The sequence below is a fragment of the Endozoicomonas sp. genome (genome assembly GCF_051008435.1).
GTDB lineage: Bacteria > Pseudomonadota > Gammaproteobacteria > Pseudomonadales > Endozoicomonadaceae > Endozoicomonas_A.
Map to the genome: position 1 here is coordinate 1 of NZ_JBPCXO010000156.1, position 15,980 is coordinate 15,980.

A 15,980-nucleotide genomic window follows, 5' to 3' on the forward strand; every position below is an offset into this window, starting at 1 on the left:
GCATAAAGGCGGTAAAAGGCTGCCAATCTGTAAAAATGAGCAAATCACGTCGGAGATATGGATGTTTTTTGCTCATTTTGTGATTTTGGATATCTGAATAACCTATTCTCGGTCAGGCTCCTAGGCGCTTCATCGCTTTATTAGCTGTCTGGTTGCTCAGGAAAACCAAGTTTTAGATGTGTAGGATAGAAAAATTTTTCTGTTCTACACTCGCTATGTCGCCCAATAAATGAGGTCAGTCATGTTGTTCAAGACGGCACGGCTCAAGTTTTTCCTCACTTGCCTGAATCTGTTTTCTCCGTTCTTATGGGCATTCGAGCCTCTTTCTAGCTTCTCTCCAGAACCTGCAATCATCTTTAACAAAAGGCCTGTGGATGAAACGGTCACTCGTCTCTTGTCAGGCCGTGAGTTTATACCAGTACACAATGGGTCAGAAAGTGATGAGCCAATCAATGATGATGGCCAGCCAGTGGATATGACCGTGTTGCTTGAAGTAGATCGAGCCTCCTGGTTCAGAGTGGTTTATCCGGAAAGCTTCAGTGTTCGCTCAGAGGGAATGATGCAAACAGAAAGTGCAGAAGGCGTAGACCTTTGCATTAAGCCCGGGCACTCCTATCGGTTTTCAGACACTCATGGCGTATCAAGGAATATTCATCTGCTGGCAACCCCTGTCACAGCTTTAGGTCCGGGGACAACAGAGTGCGTGCTTGATATTCCATTGAATCCAGAAACGTTGGATGTTCGACGCCTTGATGCTTCATCCAAAGTGCTTGAAAGACGATATTCCAATGCTTTGACAGGAGCGGTTGAGCATCATGCCGTTATGCACCATCGAGAAGATGTCACCCCTTCTTTCATGATATTGCTTGAGGAGAAGAAAAACGGACAAAGATTTCTGGTGATCTTTTCCATTGATGCTGCGGGAAGTATCAGTACGCATACGGTCTATCTGGATAATCAGAATGACAGGACATTTAACGAGTTGAGCTTGGAAGAGGTTTCCATACCTCAAGGAGAAACCTGCCGCTTGAAAAATCGTATGGGATTTTTGTTTGTGCAGTGTGTTTCAGATTCCAGGCAATCCAGTGAGCCTTTGATGGACGGTGAGTACGAAATTGGGCTCACAGAAGACGGTGTATTCATTCGAACTGCTCAGACAAGGCCCAGATTTCTCCAGCTTCCTACTGTGGTAAGAACCCGTGCCTTCAGGGGCTGGGGATTCAAGCTGGTAGACAGCACTAAAATGGCGTCTGTCGTCGCCAAAAAACCGGCTGACCTTAGAGCAGTGGTGACTGAGCGTTGGAGTGCTGATCAGGACTTTGATCGCTTTTCTAAACTGTCGGAACAGTTATACAAATTGGTCAGGATGAGTTCTATTACTCCACAACCGGAGAGCCCTATTTATGGAATAAGCAGAGATGGTTTGGCTCAACATTGGCAGCAGATTCCCAAATTGATAGGGAAAGTCTTGGCTGAACAACTGAAAACGGTTGAGGTGCTTTCTGCATTTAAGTCACGACTTGGGATTGGTACACCTACTTACACCGTGTCTATAGAGGAAGTGGGTGGGACTGAGCAGAGAGGCACTTTTACGGCAGAGGCTTTTGCTATTCAAATTGCCCGAGATCTTGTTGGGTTTCTAATGAAAAGAGGATACAGAGATTTATGGCCTGCTTATATGGAAATGCTGTTCGCAGCAAGAAATATAGGGGTAGCCAAGGTGGTGGACTTCTCCGCTGGCAGCATGATTTCAGATTTTTACAGAGTCATGGCTGGGCATGAGTTATGGCAGTATGTGGATGATTCAGTGGCTGATGACGTTCTCGCCAAGATAATGATAGCGTTACTACTCAACAGACTGATCTGGATGACGATCCGGTCACTGAATCCTGAAACATATATGGAACTATAGAACTAGTTTTCAATAGAATCAGACCTGAGTCTTTTATGTCCGGGTCTGATTTGTGTCCATTGCTTCTCGTTTATTGGTTTTAGTCTGCTTTGCTTCCCTGCCCTTTTCTGCCTGGTCAGCGCCTGCCAGTTTTTCCAAGGCTAAACGGGAGGCGGTGAAAATCTATGCCGATCACCTCACCAGCTTTTATTGTGGATGCGACATCAAAGTACAGGGTAAGAAGCTGTTGCCTGATCTCGATTCATGCGGTTATGAGGTTCGCAAACAGAAAAAGCGAGCTTCAAGAATTGAGTGGGAGCATGTCGTTCCGGCCTGGGAGTTTGGCCATCAGCTGCAGTGTTGGCAGGACGGAGGCCGAAAGCGTTGTAAAAAGAACCCCGACTTTCGCAGAATGGAATCGGATCTCCATAATCTGGTGCCGGCGGTCGGTGAAGTGAATGGTGATCGAGCCAACTACCGCTTTGGTTTCCTTCAAGAGACACCCAATATGTACGGTCAGTGCGACTTCAAAGTCAATTTCAAGGAGCGAAAAGCACAACCACCGGTGACACAGCGAGGCCAGATAGCCCGCATTTATTTGTATATGGCAGATCGTTACCCTTTCAGGCTCAGTAAAAGTCAGAGAAAACTCTATGAAGCCTGGGATCGAGTTTATCCAGCAACATCGTGGGAAATTGAACGAAATGCCCGGATTTCTGAGGTTCAGGGCTGGTCAAACCCTTATGTTGCAAGGCAGTCGAGAGGGTAAATATCGTATTCGACTGTCCTATCGGCAGTCTGAGTATTATCATATTCCGATTAGCTCACTTTTAAAGCTCCCAAGGTTTATTGAGAATGGAACAGACCTTCATCGGCGATGATGGAATAGAACGTCAGTCACTGAGAGCCTATACAGAAAGTGCATACCTGAATTATTCCATGTATGTCATTCTGGATCGCGCCCTGCCCCATATTGGCGATGGCCTGAAGCCCGTACAGCGTCGCATTGTCTATGCGATGAGCGAGCTGGGGTTGAAAAACACCGCCAAGTTTAAAAAGTCAGCCCGTACTGTGGGTGATGTTCTGGGTAAATTTCATCCCCACGGCGACTCAGCTTGTTACGAAGCCATGGTATTGATGGCACAGCCCTTCTCATACCGGTATCCGCTGGTGGATGGTCAGGGGAACTGGGGATCTCCGGATGATCCCAAGTCTTTTGCGGCCATGCGTTATACCGAATCCAGACTGACCCGTTATTCTGATGTACTGCTGGGTGAACTGGGACAGGGCACCGTGGATTGGGTGCCTAACTTTGACGGAACACTGGAGGAGCCCTCCACTCTGCCAGCCAGACTGCCAAATCTACTGCTGAACGGTACTACCGGTATTGCAGTAGGTATGGCGACGGATATCCCTCCCCATAATCTGAGAGAAGTGGCAAACGCCTGCATTCATCTTTTGGATCATCCAGGCTCAAGTACCGCTGAACTGGTAAAACATGTTCAGGGACCTGACTTCCCGACAGACGCTGAAATCATTACCCCTCGGGAAGAAATCCTGAAAATCTATGAGCAGGGTCGGGGCTCCCTGAGAATGAGAGCGGTCTACCAGAAAGACGGCGCGGAGATCATTGTCACTGCTCTGCCCTATCAGGCTTCCGGGGCCAAAATTCTTGAGCAGGTTGCCGCTCAGATGCAGGCTAAAAAGCTACCAATGGTGGCTGACCTGAGGGATGAGTCTGATCATGAGAATCCTACTCGACTGGTGATTGTTCCGCGCTCCAACCGCATTGATGTTGATGGTTTGATGAAGCATCTGTTTGCCACTACTGATCTTGAGAAGACCTACCGGGTCAATATGAATATGATCGGTGTAGACGGCAAACCTCAGGTTAAATCTCTGGAAACCATGCTGAATGAGTGGCTGATCTGGAGAACCGATACTGTTCGCCGCCGTTTGCAGCATCGTTTGGATAAAGTGCTGGCCAGGCTTCACATTCTTGAGGGATTGCTGGCCGCATTCCTGAATATTGATGAAGTCATTGAAATTATCCGCAATGAAGACAAGCCCAAAGAAGTCATAATGAGTCGATTTGGGCTCTCTGAGATTCAAGCGGACGCGATTCTGGAAATCAAGCTGCGGCAGTTAGCCAAGCTGGAAGAGATCAAGATCCGCGCTGAGCAGGAAGAGCTGGAAGATGAGCGCAAGAATCTTGAATTGCTGCTTAGTTCCGAACGACGCCTGAAGACTCTGGTCAAGAAAGAAATCAAAGCGGATGCCGAGGAGTTTGGCGATGATCGTCGTTCACCTTTGATGGTACGGCAGGAAGCTCAGGCTCTTTCTGAAACTGATCTGATGACATCTGACCCGGTCAGCATAGTATTGTCTGAAAAAGGCTGGGTGCGTTGCGCCAAAGGCCATGAAGTTGATCCAGTTAGCCTGAACTACAAGGCAGGAGACAAGTATCGACTCTCTGCCAAAGGCAAGAGTAACCAGTCTTCTATCTTTATAGACTCCACAGGTCGTGCTTATTCTATACAAACTCATACCTTGCCTTCTGCACGGGGTCAGGGAGAGCCGCTCACCGGACGAGTGAATCCACCTTCCGGTGCGACTTTTGAAGGGCTTTGTGTCGGTGACAGTAATGACTGTTATCTGCTGGCCAGTGATGCGGGCTACGGGTTTGTTGTTCAGCATTCCGATATGGTCAGCAAGAACAAGGCCGGTAAGGCTCTGTTGACCCTGCCAAAGTATTCTCAGGTTATGTCGCCCATACCAGTGATCGGTGAAGACCAGGTACTGGCAGCGATCACCAATGAAGGTCGAATGCTGGTCTTTCCACTGTCTGAATTGCCCAAACTGGCGAGAGGCAAGGGGAATAAAATCATCAATATCCCAGCAGCACGGGCATCTGACCGGATCGAGTTGATGGTTCATCTGTCAGTGATGAGTTCAAAGGACTCGCTGGTTCTTTACGCAGGCAAGCGTCATGTGACGTTGAAACCCGCTGACATTGAACATTATCACGGCGAAAGGGGTCGAAGAGGTAACAAGTTGCCCCGAGGCTTCCAGAAAGTTGATGAAGTTGAGGTTATTCGGGCGGGCGAGAAAGAAGAGAGTCAAGTTTGAAGAATGGGCTATCCAATGACCGTAACCACAGGGTTTTTATAGCCGGGAGCTCCTGACGGCAGTTAAAAACCCATAATGGTTCATTGGACCGAAAAGCTGTGTGATCAGCTGTTTCGGATGCCACAGCCCTTGATGATGAGGTTGCACAGATGCTCTGTTGCAGCCTCAAGATCCTCTTCCGATAGAGCCTCCTTGCCAAGGACACAGGCTACCTGGGGGCTGTAATCTACATAATACTGGGTGGTGGCCCAGATAGTGAATAACAGGTGCAAAGGATCGACAGGGTCCATTTTGCCCTGCTCTACCCAAGACTCAATCACCAGAGACTTCTCTCTGATCCATGCCTTGAAGTGTTCAAAGTGTTCTTTGAGGTGTTGCCCTCCATGAATGATCTCACTGCTGAAAATACGCGAGGCATTGGCGTGTGCCAGGCAATACTGCATTTTTGCCTGAATGTACTGACGAAAGGCCGAAGCCGGATCATCTTCTTTGTTCAAGCCAGAAAAAACCGCTTCCCAGAGTTCCATAATATGGCTGAGTACTGCGCTATAAAGATCAACCTTGCTGTTGAAATAATAATGAACATTGGCTTTTGGCAATCCGGCTCTGTTTGCAATATCCCTGATTGAAGCCCCTTTGAAGCCACTAAGAACGAATTCGTCCTCCGCAGCTTGCAGTATGACCTGGATGTTCTTCTGGCGCACACGGCTGCTCTTCACGGCCGTCTGCTGAAGCTTGGCAGCGGAAGATTGCATAAAATCTCCGTATATTGATTAGGTGTTATGACTATCGACTATGAATATAGACAAGAGTTGCGCAATTGCCATTCGCTGCAAATAATTAAATTACGACAATGGTTATTTATTTTTCTGCCAAATAGTCAGGATTTTTATTTGAAATTCATAAGGATAGCGAGATTTTACGAGACGTTATTTTCTGGGTGCGTAGTCAAAAACGTCAGAGTACAGGCTTTTTTCCGGGAATCCGTTTTCAATCATTGCGTCATATGTCGTATAGACCATTCTTGGTGAGCCACTGATATAGGCTTGGCAGTCAAGCAGTTTTTCACGGTCAGCCAGAATGGCTTCATAGAGTAACCCGTGGCGCCCACACCAGTCGTCTTCATGGTTGGCTTCACTGACCACTGGATGATAGTGAAGCCCCTTGCCAGCCCACTGCACTGGAAGGTTTGGCAGGTAGAAGTCGGCCGGGGTTCGAGCCCCCCAGTAGAGATGCATCTCTCCGTTATGTTGATTGTGCAGGCAAGACTCAATCATGCTTTTCATTTGGGAAAAGCCAGTGCCAGCAGCAATAAACAGAAGGGGCTGATGGCTATCAATCGAAGCAGGAAGACAGCATCGCCCTGAAGGCAAACTGATATTCAGTGAACCCTGTTTGATTTCCTGAAACAGTTGTTGGGAGTTGGGGCTGTCTTTAAGGCGTTGAATATGCAGCTCCAGATGTTGCTGGTTCTTTTTTGGAGCAGAGGCAATAGAAAAGCAGCTGTTTTCATTATTCTGGAGATGAACAATCAGATACTGGCCGGGGCAATAGTCTGGAAAGCAGCCTGATTCAATGCTTAATTTAACTCGGTAGATGTCTGAACTGAGAAATTGGGTATCGGCTACTGAGCATTGTAGGGTGGAAGATTCGGGTATCTGCACAATGCCTACCTCCTGGAAGTCACAATCAACAGGAACGATCTAAAGTCCCTGCTGATTGCGATAAAAAAGCAACTTTGTATCCACTAATTTTAGGAGCCTGTGGGACTCAAGACAATTCGGCCTGAATCCCGTTAAATCCGACAGGCTCCTGAGCAATCAGGTGGCTATCAAGCGTTGGAATCGTTTTAGTCTATACCCAATTCATCCCAGAGTGCATCAACCCGGTCTTTTACTTCTTCTGTCATGGTGATGGTCTGACCCCATTCCCTGTCGGTTTCTCCAGGCCATTTGTTGGTGGCATCAAAGCCGACCTTGGAGCCAAGACCGGCTACGGGAGAGGCAAAGTCCAGATAATCGATCGGGGTGTTTTCAACGAACACGCAGTCTCGCTTGGGATCCATGCGCGTGGTCATAGCCCAAATGACATCATTCCAGTCTCTGGCATTCACATCGTCATCAGTGACAATCACGAACTTGGTGTACATGAACTGTCTGAGGAATGACCAAACACCGAGCATAACCCTCTTGGCATGACCAGGGTATTCCTTACGCATGGTGACAACGGCCATCCGGTAAGAACACCCTTCCGGTGGCAGGTAAAAGTCGACTATTTCCGGAAACTGCTTTTTCAGAATCGGAATGAAAACCTCATTCAGGGCAACACCCAGAATGGCAGGCTCATCAGGTGGTCTGCCTGTGTAGGTACTATGGTATATGGGATCTTTTCTGTGAGTGATGCATTCCACGGTGAAGACCGGGAAGCGCTCAACTTCGTTGTAATAACCGGTGTGGTCACCAAACGGGCCTTCATCGGCCATCTCTCCCGGATAGATATGCCCTTCCAGAACAATCTCAGCACTGGCAGGAGCCTGGAGGTCATTAGTCATACTTTTAACCAGCTCGGTTTTGCTGCCTCTGAGCAGGCCGGCAAAGGCGTACTCTGAAAGGCTGTCCGGAACCGGGGTGACAGCACCTAAAATAGTGGCTGGATCGGCACCCAGAGCCACAGTGACCGGGAAAGGTTTGTCCGGGTGTTTCTGTTGCCAGTCCCGAAAGTCCAGGGCACCGCCCCGGTGGGAAAGCCAGCGCATGATCAGTTTGTTTTTACCAATCAGCTGTTGGCGGTAGATGCCCAGGTTCTGCCGCTCTTTCTCGGGCCCTTTGGTGATGACCAATGGCCAGGTGATCAGAGGCGCAGCATCGCCTGGCCAGCAGGTTTGAATAGGAATTCGGTTCAGATCTATCTCATCACCCTTCAGAACCACTTCCTGACAGACAGCCTTGCTGACAACTTTGGGCCCCATATTCAACACTTGTTTGAAAACAGGCAGTTTTGTCAGGGCATCACGGAAACCCTTGGGTGGATCGGGCTCCTTCAGATAAGCCAGTAGCTGGCCTACCTCCTTAAGTGCACTGACATTATCCTGCCCCATACCCAGAGCAACCCGGCGTTCTGTGCCAAACAGATTGGCTAACACCGGCATGTCATAGCCTTTTGGGTTTTCGAATAGCAGTGCAGGTCCTTTCTTGCGAAGGGTACGGTCACTGATTTCGGTCATTTCTAGATACGGATCGACTTCAGTCTTGATCCTGACGAGTTCACCCTGCTTTTCCAGCAGCTTGATGAAGTCCCGGAGGTCCCTGTATTTCATTGGAAGTAATAGCTGAGGCTGGTGATAGAGAGAGGATGGGGATGAGCTGGTAGCTGCATCCCCTGTTCAACGAAGAACGCCTGGAGCCTGCCGAAATTGTTTTAAGTCCGGCAAGCTTTCAGATTACTTCCGTTTCATAGCCTGGAAGAATTCTTCATTGGTCTTGGTGTGCTTCATGCGATCCAGCAGGAACTCAATGGCACTAATTTCGTCCATTGGGTGCAGAATCTTGCGCAGAATCCACATGCGTTGCAGCTCTTCTTCTGTGGTCAGGTAGTCTTCACGACGTGTACCGGACCGGTTGAAGTTGATGGCAGGGAAGACACGTTTTTCAGCAATGCGACGATCAAGGTTAAGTTCCATGTTACCGGTACCTTTGAATTCCTCGAAGATAACTTCGTCCATCTTGGAACCGGTGTCTACCAGAGCGGTAGCTATGATGGTCAGGCTGCCGCCTTCTTCGATGTTACGGGCAGCACCAAAGAAACGCTTGGGTCGCTCCAGAGCGTGTGCATCAACACCACCGGTCAGAACTTTACCGGATGAAGGGATGACCGTGTTATAAGCACGAGCCAGACGGGTAATGGAGTCCAGCAGGATCACCACGTCTTTCTTGTGTTCAACCAGACGCTTGGCTTTTTCCAGAACCATCTCAGCCACCTGTACGTGACGTGATGGTGGTTCGTCAAAGGTAGAAGCGACCACTTCACCACGCACAGAGCGGGACATTTCTGTCACTTCCTCAGGACGTTCATCAATCAACAGAACAATGAGGTGACATTCAGGGTTGTTACGGGTGATGTTAGCTGCAATATTTTGCAGCATCAGGGTTTTACCAGCCTTGGGTGGAGAAACAATCAGGCCACGCTGACCTTTACCGATTGGAGCCACCAGGTCGATAATACGGCCTGTTAAATCTTCTGTAGAACCGTTACCCATTTCCATAATCAGGCGGTTCTGAGGAAACAATGGAGTAAGGTTTTCAAACAGGATCTTATTACGGGCGTTTTCCGGCTGATCAAAGTTAATTTCATTAACTTTTAGCAGTGCGAAATAACGTTCACCTTCTTTAGGTGGTCGGATTTTACCCGCAATGCTATCACCGGTTCTCAGATTGAATCGACGAATCTGACTGGGTGAAACATAAATATCATCCGGTCCCGCCAGATAAGAACTGTCGGCAGAACGCAGGAAGCCGAAGCCATCCTGGAGGATCTCAAGAACACCGTCGCCATAGATGTCTTCCCCACTGCGGGCATGGCGCTTGAGGATTGAGAAGATAACATCCTGCTTCCGGGAACGGGCCAGATTTTCCAGGCCCATTTCATTAGCGATCGCCAGAAGTTCAGGAACAGATTTTTTTTTCAGTTCGGTAAGATGCATAACAGTTCGCGAACGTTAATAAATTGAAAGGTAATGGCCGTCGTAGTTGCAGGAAGATCGGATATTATTGAGATTATTATATTCAGCATCGTTTAATATCGATGCCTGCTTAAGCTCATTAAAAACGGCTTTCAAGCTGATACCTATAAATCGAAAAGGCAAGCTCAAAACAAACGTGGCCGGAGTGTTTTCTACTGCTTATCAGAAGGGCCGCTAGGGCTCCAGGAATATCTCTAATAGTATGCCTGAAACAAGCAGATCTGATAACTCCCGAATTCACAGTCTATATCCTTTTCTGGAAAATAATCAAGAACTCCTGTTACGTCAACTTTTCAGAAGCTTTTTCTTGAGAAATATTTCCCATAGAAACACAGACAAGAACAGGGTTCTTTTGCCTGTGGCTTGGATTCCATCAACTTCTTTTTGTGCAGTTTGATGGACGCCAGATTATTCAGACTGTTTCTTGTAGGGTAACAGCAGCATCTGGAAGCAGGCCGGATGACGATTGATCATCCGGCTGATTTCTGATCCTTCAGGCTGCCTTTTGAGCAGGAGTACCAGAAAGCCTCTGATGCTTCTGAAGCAAGAAGATTGGTTCTATTACAGGTTGCTGTCAAGAAATGCTGTCAACTGAGACTTGGACAGTGCGCCCACTTTAGTGGCTTCAACGTTACCGCCCTTGAACAGCATCAGGGTTGGGATGCCACGAACGCCATACTTTGGAGGCGTAGCTTCGTTGTCATCAATATTCAGTTTGCAGATTTTCAGCTTGCCGTCGTAGTCCTGTGCGATTTCATCCAGGACGGGTGCGATCATTTTGCAGGGACCACACCATTCAGCCCAATAGTCGACCAGTACAGGACCTTCTGCCTTCAGCACGTCCTCTTCGAAGGTAGCGTCTGTCACATTGACAATTTCGCTCATGGAATGGGTCTCCTAGCCATTTTGCTTAATGTCAGAGCCCGAATCATAGCAAAGGGGTATCCCCGGAAACAAATGCGGCACTCTGATTTAATAATAAGTGGTAGTTTACAGAGTTATGGTTATTTGTATACGGCTGATAGCCTGAATCAGATTCCACTGCTCGTAAATTCATGACTCTTCGCTTGTATACACTGGTTGACTTTTCATCACCAAAAGCTTGAAAAAATGTCTTACTCCCGGCCATGAATTCTCTGCTAAGGCGCGGGCACGAGGGCTTTAAGAAAGGCTTCCCGGCTGACAGTAAATGTGCCGTAATCAGAGCCTTCTGTTATATTGCTGGTTTATGCAAGCTTCAACGCCATGATATGCATGACAAAAAGTCATTGTATGGTCGTGGCCTGATCATTCAACCAACCGTCGGCTCACCGGATCCAGAGATTAGAAAGTATCCCTGGACTGTCCGGGCTGCGGAAGTGTCGAAGAAGAACATTATGACAGACCAGGGTCGTATTGAGTCCGACAGCCAGCCACTTGTGGCCGCTATTGATCTGGGTTCCAACAGCTTTCACATGATTGTCGCCAGGGTGGAACAGGGCGAAATCAGGCCCGTTGAGCGGCTGGGAGAGAAAGTGCAGTTAGCTGCCGGGCTGAGTAAAGATGATTGTTTATCTGAGCAGGCTATGACCAGAGGGCTGAATTGTCTGGCACAGTTTGCCCAGTACATGTCAGGGAGGCACTTTCAGGCGCTGAGGGTCGTGGGAACTAATGCTCTTCGAAAAGCCAAAAACAGTACTGATTTTGTTGCAAAAGCAGAGAAAATCCTTAATCACCCCATTGAAATTATTGCTGGCCGGGAAGAAGCCCGTCTGATCTACCTTGGGGTGGCGCAGACTCAGTCAGACGACAATGATCGCAGAGTAGTGGTGGATATTGGTGGGGGCAGTACTGAGCTGATCGTGGGTGAACGCTTCGAGCCCAAGTTGCTTGAGAGTCTTCATATGGGCTGTGTGGCCTATACCGACCGGTTTTTTCCAAGCGGTGAGCTTTCAACAGAGCGTTTCCAGTCCGCTTACTATGCTGCGCGCCTGGAGCTGCTGAATATTGAGCAGGCCTACAAAAGTCTTGGTTGGGTTGATGCTGTGGGCTCCTCTGGCTCTATCCGGGCAGTCAGTACCATTCTTTCAGCGATGGGCCATGGAGAAGTCATTACCCGCGATAAAATGGAAATGCTTAAAAGCCGGGTGCTGGATTTCGCCCATACCGGCAGAGTTCGCTTTCCTGGCTTGAAACCGGATCGTCAGGCTATTTTTCCTGCCGGGCTGGCCATATTGATGGCGTGTTTTGACGCATTTGAAATTGAGAGGATGCAGTATTCAGAGGGTGCTCTCAGGGAAGGTGTTCTCTACGACATGCTGGGGCGTGATCGTCATGAGGATGTCAGGGGGCGCACAATATCGGCATTGATGGAGCGGTATCACGTAGATCGCGCCAATGCTGAAGGAATTAACCGGCATTCTCTGGCCTGTTTTGATCAGGTAAGCCAGAGCTGGGGGCTTGGGACTTCGGACCGTGAACTGCTGAACTGGGCTTCGCTGGTGTGTGAGGTGGGCCTGGATATTTCTCACTCCCAGTACAACCGCCATGGAGCCTACCTGATTCAGCATTCGGATTTGATGGGGTTCAATAAAGAGCGGCAAAAAAAGTTGGCCTTGCTGGTACAAGGTCATCGCAGAGGGATTCCAAAAGCCTTGCTTGAGCATTCAGGCAGCCGACTCCTGCTGAAGCTGGCAGTGCTGCTTCGCATGGGAATTGTGCTCAATCATATTCGAGGTGTAGTTCTATCGGATTATGATTTGAAGGCCGGCAACAGCGCCTTGAATGTCGGTTTCGAGCCAGGCTGGCTTAAAGAGCATCCGCTGACTGCAGCCGACTTTGAACGCGAGAAAATGTATCTCCATAAGGTCGGCTTTAAATTGAATGTGAGCTGATTGTGAAAGAGCCGCAGTTTCAGGCTGCGGCTTTTTGCTGGTCAGAAGACATATCAAACTCCTGGTACTCTTCCCTGTCTCTTGTGAGCATAATGACAGCCCCATCAATCAGGCTGGTGCAGGCGTCATGAACATGCGCGCTGTCGTTCAATAGAGAGCTGGCAACAAATGGGTCGACCTGTCCAGAGCGAATCAGTTCGTTCAGAGTCTCGTTAGTCTGTTTGTCTCTTTCTCTGAGTTCTTTTTTTAGTTGGTCGGCATGTTCTTGGATATGACTGTAGTTGCGTCGAACACCAAGAATGTCAACCAGTTTGAGCACTGAAGCCAGGCAAAGCCTCAATTGGTTGTATTGCTCTCGAATCTGCTCATTCTCAGAGTCTGTGTATTTACCCATATTTTTATAGATGTGTTTGACATGCTTGATGGCCTGAACGAAATCTCGACAGGCTACTTTCAGGGCAAACAACTCCTGAGCCTGTTGCTTTGGCAGCTGGCCTTCCAGTGCACCAGAGTATTGAATAATATCGGCATAGATGCCTTTGATGTGGCGAATATAGAGCTCTTTGATGGTCCAGGGTTGATCTTCTCTCCGCCAGGTCTGTACCAACTCATCCAGATTGTCAGACTCACGAAGCTTTTCACCGCTGAGATAGATGCCATAGCAAATCAATTCCAGAGTATTTCGATAGAGGTGGCCACATTCCTTGGTGATGGCTCTCAAGGCAGTATCAGGATAACTCAAAGTCACCGGGTTCAGGTAAATGGCTCTCTCTACCTTGAGAGATTCATCTTCAGCAAGATTTAATGGAACTTGTGGTGTGCTATCAACAAAGAGCGTCTGCAGCCAGCGCACCATTTTATTGAGGAACGGTAATAGCGTCAAAATGCCAATAATGTTGAACAGGCTGTGAAAGATAGCCAGTTTCAGGGTGTAGTTGTCCGCAGCAATACCATAGGCTGCAGCCAGATAATCAACGGTTCCCATCAGGGGTTTGATTGCCGCTATAGCTATGGCGGCTGTGATGATATTGAAAGTGAGGTGGGCAGCGGCCAGCCTCTTTCCTTCAGCATTGGCACTGATGGCACCCAGGATGGCCGTAATGGTCGTACCAATGTTTGAGCCAATAGCCAGCGCCAGTGCGTTCTCATAGCTGAGCTGGCCAGCGGCAAGGGCAGAGAAGGTCAAAACCATTGTTGCGTTGGTAGATTGCATAATGATTGTGGCCAGCATGCCTATCCCGGTGTATACCAGAACCCCCAGAAAACCCTGCATGGCAAATTCAGCCAGATCAATGGAGCTCTTGAAGGCATCGAAGCCGACCTTCATGTAGTGGATACCAAGGAATAGAAAACCTATTCCTAAAAGGATGTAGCCCAGGCCATTAAGATTTTTGTGTCCGCTCGATTTAAAAATCAGTCCTATCACGAGCAAAGGCATGGCGTAAGCCGACAACTTTACTTTCAATCCAAATAAAGCAACTAGCCAGGCACCTGCAGTACTGCCGAGGTTAGCGCCAAAAATAATACCCACACCGGCAGTCAGTCCGATCAGCCCGGCACTGAGGAAAGAAATAACAATGACTGAAACCAGAGAACTGGACTGTAGGAAAGCGGTAGAAATTACGCCAAAGGACAGGCTTTTCCAGACCTTATCAGTTGTTTTCTTCAACAGGGTTTCTAGAAGCCCGCCGGTATAAACCTTGAAGCCTTGTTCCAGGTAAACCATACCAAACAAAAATATAGCAACGCCGGCTGCTATCACGCGAAACTCGGGGCTGACCCAGAAACCGTAGATCAGCATCAAGATGATGGAAGGTAAAAAAAGCCGGCTTAGCATGCCTGATTGAAAGCTCATGAGCATTCCGAAAAGTGACTTTATTACCGTCGTTATCGGCGTGTTTGTCCGGACTTTTCAATTAATTTATCTGTAGTGAAACTGTCACTAAAGAGTCAGGAATAAGGCCCGATAATATGGGTTCCTGAGGTTTAGCTGCTTGATCAGCAGAGTGGAATAACCTCGTTTGTTGAAAGCTTTTTACGTCACAGGGACGCAAAGCATTCAAAGAGCAGTAACGGCAAGTTTCATGACAGGGAACTTCGTTCAGGGTTGTTTAGTGAGAAGGTTAAGAAGATGGCCGGAAATCTGATAGTTAAGGATCGAATTACCTGTGAGCAGGGACGATTATATCAATGCCTGCGAAATGGTCGGGTCAAGGTGCTGATGGACAGTGGCGAGGTCAGGGAATATTTTGCCAAAGACCTGATTGGAACTCTTGCCTCTAGCCCGATTGCTGAGTTTTCTGAAAGACAGCGTCTTAAGCAATGAGCGGATGGGCTGAAATACGTGACGATATGATGACCTGCGTGTGGCGGGTCTTTGTTATTGATTAAGGCTTAGATTAGCGACCCAATAGATCAATTTTAGCTCGCTCCATCTTATCACTTTCTGTTTATTCAATACCCCGCCATCAGGTCGACAAAAACAGAGATTTATGGCTTTAAATAGTCATCTGTGATCAAAAAACAAATCAATTCTTTCTTAGTTAATTCTCCGATATAAGAAAAAATCATTTCTCAACAGACGAGTTTACTATTTAACTGAGTCATCGTGATTGAATTCAGGTATCCGTGTTCATGAATTCCCCCTATTCCTCAGATAATTACCAGAGGCCTGTGCTGGAGTCTCCCAATGGCTCGAGGAGCATTTTATTGCACTCTTGTTGTGCTCCCTGTGCCTGTGAAATCATGAGTGCCATAAAAGCGTCGGGTATTGAGCAGACCGTATTTTTTTATAATCCTAATATTCATCCAGTGGAAGAATATGAGTTAAGGAAAAAAGAGAACAAACGTTACTGTGAAAAAAATGACATCAAATTTATTGATGCCGACTATGATACAGAAAACTGGTTTCAGCGGGTCAAGGGATTTGAGAATGAGCCGGAGCGTGGAGAGCGATGTTCGATTTGCTTTTCGATGAGGTTTGAGAGAACGGCGTTGTATGCTTTTGAACATGGATTCAATCTTATTTCCAGTACACTGGGTATTTCCCGGTGGAAGAATCTTGAGCAAATCAATCACTGTGGTGTTGAGGCTGCCAGTCGCTACCCTGATGTCATTTACTGGACTTTTAATTGGCGCAAGCAGGGTGGCGCATCAAGAATGATTGAGCTTTCCAAAGAGGAAAGCTTTTATCAGCAGGAATATTGCGGTTGTGTGTATAGCTTGAGAGATACCAACCGTTGGCGGATGAGCCAGGGACGTACGAGAATTAAACGACTTATCAAGTTTTATGGTGAAAGCTGAATAGCTCCTTTACACGGGCTAACGGCATTTGTGTGATACATTGAGG

12 protein-coding genes are annotated in these 15,980 nt (G+C 47.8%); 6 read left to right on the forward strand and 6 right to left on the reverse strand.

Translation table 11 applies throughout. The annotated features are described in order from the left end of the window. The first annotated feature begins 241 nt into the window (after positions 1 to 241). From ACR2PX_RS07600 to parC, 3 genes are all read left to right on the forward strand, one after another. On the forward strand, positions 242 to 1,912 hold the full coding sequence (locus ACR2PX_RS07600) for a hypothetical protein (RefSeq protein ID WP_433998753.1): 1,671 nt from the start codon (positions 242 to 244) through the stop codon (positions 1,910 to 1,912). Positions 1,913 to 1,964: 52 nt separating this feature from the next. Then, a complete protein-coding gene (locus ACR2PX_RS07605; RefSeq protein WP_433998754.1) occupies positions 1,965 to 2,660 on the forward strand; it encodes an endonuclease in 696 nt (231 codons plus the stop codon). An 86-nt stretch (positions 2,661 to 2,746) separates the two neighbouring features. Continuing rightward, positions 2,747 to 5,020 (forward strand): DNA topoisomerase IV subunit A, encoded by a 2,274-nt coding sequence (parC, locus tag ACR2PX_RS07610; protein WP_433998755.1) that lies wholly within the window; start codon positions 2,747 to 2,749, stop codon positions 5,018 to 5,020. 104 nt (positions 5,021 to 5,124) lie between these two features. Here parC and ACR2PX_RS07615 read toward each other — a convergent pair whose 3' ends face one another. The 5 genes from ACR2PX_RS07615 to trxA all read right to left on the reverse strand — a co-directional run bounded on the left by ACR2PX_RS07615 (position 5,125) and on the right by trxA (position 10,643). Continuing rightward, the gene (locus ACR2PX_RS07615) at positions 5,125 to 5,775 is read right to left on the reverse strand and encodes a TetR/AcrR family transcriptional regulator (protein WP_433998756.1); all 651 of its coding nucleotides are present in this window, start codon (positions 5,773 to 5,775) and stop codon (positions 5,125 to 5,127) included. A 174-nt stretch (positions 5,776 to 5,949) separates the two neighbouring features. Next, a complete protein-coding gene (locus tag ACR2PX_RS07620) occupies positions 5,950 to 6,684 on the reverse strand; it encodes an NAD(P)H-flavin reductase (RefSeq protein WP_433998757.1) in 735 nt (244 codons plus the stop codon). A 185-nt stretch (positions 6,685 to 6,869) separates the two neighbouring features. Further along, positions 6,870 to 8,336 (reverse strand): 4-hydroxy-3-polyprenylbenzoate decarboxylase, encoded by a 1,467-nt coding sequence (ubiD, locus tag ACR2PX_RS07625; protein ID WP_433998758.1) that lies wholly within the window; start codon positions 8,334 to 8,336, stop codon positions 6,870 to 6,872. A gap of 123 nt (positions 8,337 to 8,459) precedes the next feature. Then, a complete protein-coding gene (rho, locus tag ACR2PX_RS07630) occupies positions 8,460 to 9,719 on the reverse strand; it encodes a transcription termination factor Rho (RefSeq protein ID WP_433998759.1) in 1,260 nt (419 codons plus the stop codon). Between the two features lie 600 nt (positions 9,720 to 10,319). Beyond that, positions 10,320 to 10,643: a thioredoxin TrxA gene (trxA, locus tag ACR2PX_RS07635; RefSeq protein ID WP_062264585.1), complete on the reverse strand. Its 324-nt coding sequence runs from the start codon at positions 10,641 to 10,643 to the stop codon at positions 10,320 to 10,322. A gap of 365 nt (positions 10,644 to 11,008) precedes the next feature. Between trxA and ppx the strand changes: the two genes are divergently transcribed. Beyond that, complete coding sequence (ppx, locus tag ACR2PX_RS07640) at positions 11,009 to 12,631, forward strand: exopolyphosphatase (protein ID WP_433998760.1); 1,623 nt, start codon at positions 11,009 to 11,011, stop codon at positions 12,629 to 12,631. A 19-nt stretch (positions 12,632 to 12,650) separates the two neighbouring features. Here the strand turns inward: ppx and ACR2PX_RS07645 are convergent, their stop codons facing one another. Continuing rightward, positions 12,651 to 14,486: a Na/Pi cotransporter family protein gene (locus tag ACR2PX_RS07645; protein ID WP_433998761.1), complete on the reverse strand. Its 1,836-nt coding sequence runs from the start codon at positions 14,484 to 14,486 to the stop codon at positions 12,651 to 12,653. A 276-nt stretch (positions 14,487 to 14,762) separates the two neighbouring features. On the opposite strand from ACR2PX_RS07645, the gene ACR2PX_RS07650 reads away from it, so the two are divergent. Both ACR2PX_RS07650 and ACR2PX_RS07655 read left to right on the forward strand, forming a co-directional pair. After that, on the forward strand, positions 14,763 to 14,957 hold the full coding sequence (locus ACR2PX_RS07650; RefSeq protein WP_433998762.1) for a hypothetical protein: 195 nt from the start codon (positions 14,763 to 14,765) through the stop codon (positions 14,955 to 14,957). Positions 14,958 to 15,265: 308 nt separating this feature from the next. Then, positions 15,266 to 15,934, forward strand: a complete 669-nt coding sequence (locus ACR2PX_RS07655; protein ID WP_433998763.1) for an epoxyqueuosine reductase QueH — start codon at positions 15,266 to 15,268, stop codon at positions 15,932 to 15,934. The last annotated feature ends 46 nt before the right edge of the window (positions 15,935 to 15,980 follow it).

Coding starts and splice junctions, on each gene's coding strand:
- trxA (WP_062264585.1), bottom strand. CDS start 10,643: ATGAGCGAAATTGTCAATGTGACAGACGCTACCTTCGAAGAGGACGTG.
- ppx (WP_433998760.1), top strand. CDS start 11,009: ATGCATGACAAAAAGTCATTGTATGGTCGTGGCCTGATCATTCAACCA.
- parC (WP_433998755.1), top strand. CDS start 2,747: ATGGAACAGACCTTCATCGGCGATGATGGAATAGAACGTCAGTCACTG.
- ACR2PX_RS07655 (WP_433998763.1), top strand. CDS start 15,266: ATGAATTCCCCCTATTCCTCAGATAATTACCAGAGGCCTGTGCTGGAG.
- ACR2PX_RS07645 (WP_433998761.1), bottom strand. CDS start 14,486: ATGAGCTTTCAATCAGGCATGCTAAGCCGGCTTTTTTTACCTTCCATC.
- ACR2PX_RS07615 (WP_433998756.1), bottom strand. CDS start 5,775: ATGCAATCTTCCGCTGCCAAGCTTCAGCAGACGGCCGTGAAGAGCAGC.
- rho (WP_433998759.1), bottom strand. CDS start 9,719: ATGCATCTTACCGAACTGAAAAAAAAATCTGTTCCTGAACTTCTGGCG.
- ubiD (WP_433998758.1), bottom strand. CDS start 8,336: ATGAAATACAGGGACCTCCGGGACTTCATCAAGCTGCTGGAAAAGCAG.
- ACR2PX_RS07650 (WP_433998762.1), top strand. CDS start 14,763: ATGGCCGGAAATCTGATAGTTAAGGATCGAATTACCTGTGAGCAGGGA.
- ACR2PX_RS07600 (WP_433998753.1), top strand. CDS start 242: ATGTTGTTCAAGACGGCACGGCTCAAGTTTTTCCTCACTTGCCTGAAT.